Raw genomic sequence first — 2,073 nt, 5'->3', positions numbered from 1 at the left:
GGGGCCGAGGGGCTTGCCTGCGGGATCCACTCGTCGGGCTCGAGCAGGCGCGGCTCGGGCGTGACGTCGAGCAGCAGCTGACCGAGGTCGACGGTGTGCACGCCGTCGACGAGGGCCTGGTGCGACTTGGAGAGGATCGCGACGCGGCCGTCGCTCAGCCCCTCGATGAAGTAGATCTCCCAGAGCGGGTGCGTGCGGTCGAGCGGGCGCGAGACGATCCGCGCGACGAGCTCGAAGAGCTGCTCGTCGGTGCCGGGACGAGGCAGCGCCGAGCGGCGTACGTGGTAGCCGAGGTCGAAGGCCTCGTCGTCGACCCAGACCGGGTTGGCCAGGCCGCCGGGCACCGTGGCGAGGCGCTGGCGGTAGCGCGGGACGAACGAGATCCGGTCGGAGATGAGCTCGACCAGGCGCTCGTAGTCGAACCCGGAGTCGGCCGGGTCGAAGATCTCGACCGTGGCGTTGTGGCGCGGCGAGGTGGGCTCCTCCTCGGTGAGGAACGCACGGTCGCGCGAGCGCAGACGATCGTTCACCTCGGCCCCCTCCCGGACAGCCGCACCCGAGGGGCCGCTGAGTTCGCACTTGATGGTCGTGCGATTCTGACAGAGGCCCGCCGAACCTGCGGCAGCCGTCCCACCATCAGGAGGAAACCCCCATGCGTCGGCGCCTCGGAGTCCTGGCAGCCCTGCTCGTCATCGGCGCTGCCGGCACGGCCTGCGGAGACGACTCGAGCACCTCTGGAGGGTCCTCCGACGCCGAGCGCGTCAGCATCGCCATCACCGTCGCGGACGGCGAGGTCTCCCCCAGTGGCGACGCCGTGGAGGTGCCGGTCGGCGAGGAGGTCGACCTGGTCGTCACCGCGGACGCCCCCGGGCAGATCCACGTGCACTCCGACCCCGAGGCCGAGCTCGACTACGACGGCACCGGCGAGGCCGAGACGTTCACCCTGCGCATCGACCGCCCCGGGCAGGTCGAGGTCGAGTCGCACACCTACGGCACGCTCATCGCCAAGCTCGTCGTCTCGTGAGCCTGGCCACTCACCTAGGCACCCAGCTGGACACCGACCTCTACGCGCACGGCATCGGCGGCCAGGCCGACCTCCCGATCCCGCTCAACCTGGCCATCGCAGGCGGTATCGCCGCGCTGGTCATCTCGTTCACCGTGCTCGCCGTCGCCTGGCGCACACCGCGGTACGAGGAGGACGGCGCAGGCCGTCCGGCCCCGGGCCCGCTCCAGGCCCTCGTCGGCTCGACGGCCTTCCGCGTCGGGCTGCGGGGCTTCGGCCTGATCGTGCTCCTGTTCTCGATCGCCGCAGCCGTCTTCGGGCGCGAGTCGCAGATCAACCCGGTCTTCGGCATCTTCTACGTCTGGCTCTGGGTCGGCGTGGTCGCGATGTCGGTGCTCTTCGGACCGTTCTGGAAGGCGATCAGCCCGGTCCGCACCATCAACCTGCTGTTCGCCAAGGTGGCCGGCGGAGACCCCGAGGCGGGGCTCTACCGCTATCCCGAGCGCCTCGGGCACTGGCCGGCCGCCCTCGGCCTGTTCGCCTTCGTCTGGTTCGAGCTGGTCTATCCCTCGGCCTACGAGCTGGGCCCGCTGCGGCTGTGGTGCGCGGTCTACCTCGCCGTGATGCTCATCGGCGGTGCCCTGTTCGGCAACCGGTTCTACGAGCTGGCCGACCCCTTCGAGGTCTACTCGACGCTGGCCTCGAAGCTCTCGGTCTGGGCCGTCAAGGACGGCTCGCTGGTGCTGCGCAGCCCGCTGGCGAACCTCGCGACCGTGCCGGTCCGGCCCGGACTGATCGCCGTGACCGGCGTGCTCTTCGGCAGCACCGGCTTCGACTCCTTCAGCGAGTCCTCGGCGTGGGTGTCCTACGTGCAGGGCTCCAGCGTCAACGGCGAGGTGCTCAACAACATCGCCCTGGTGGTCTTCTGCGCGGGCGCGACCGGCATCTTCGCCCTCGGCTCGGTGCTCACCGGGGTCGGGCCCGACCGACGCCGCCGCGAGCTGCCCAACGCCTTCGCCCACTCGCTCGTGCCCATCGTCGTGGGCTACATCGTGGCGCACTACCTCACC

Annotated in this window: 3 protein-coding genes; 2 read left to right on the top strand and 1 reads right to left on the bottom strand. The window is 70.7% G+C overall.

The window, feature by feature from the left end; translation table 11 throughout:
- The coding region (locus VOI19_RS18595; RefSeq protein ID WP_323794429.1) for a wax ester/triacylglycerol synthase domain-containing protein at nucleotides 1-530 on the bottom strand (530 nt) is incomplete at its 3' end.
- A 122-nt stretch (nucleotides 531-652) separates the two neighbouring features.
- On the opposite strand from VOI19_RS18595, the gene VOI19_RS18590 reads away from it, so the two are divergent.
- Both VOI19_RS18590 and VOI19_RS18585 read left to right on the top strand, forming a co-directional pair.
- The gene (locus VOI19_RS18590) at nucleotides 653-1,024 is read left to right on the top strand and encodes a hypothetical protein (RefSeq protein ID WP_323794428.1); all 372 of its coding nucleotides are present in this window, start codon (nucleotides 653-655) and stop codon (nucleotides 1,022-1,024) included.
- Nucleotides 1,021-2,073 (top strand): hypothetical protein (locus tag VOI19_RS18585; RefSeq protein ID WP_323794427.1); only part of this gene is annotated, 1,053 nt, incomplete at its 3' end. The genes VOI19_RS18590 and VOI19_RS18585, both read left to right, overlap by 4 nt.

The organism is Nocardioides sp., from assembly GCF_034670285.1.
In the GTDB taxonomy this organism is placed as follows: domain Bacteria; phylum Actinomycetota; class Actinomycetes; order Propionibacteriales; family Nocardioidaceae; genus Nocardioides.
This window is presented reverse-complemented; position numbering and strand designations above follow the sequence as displayed.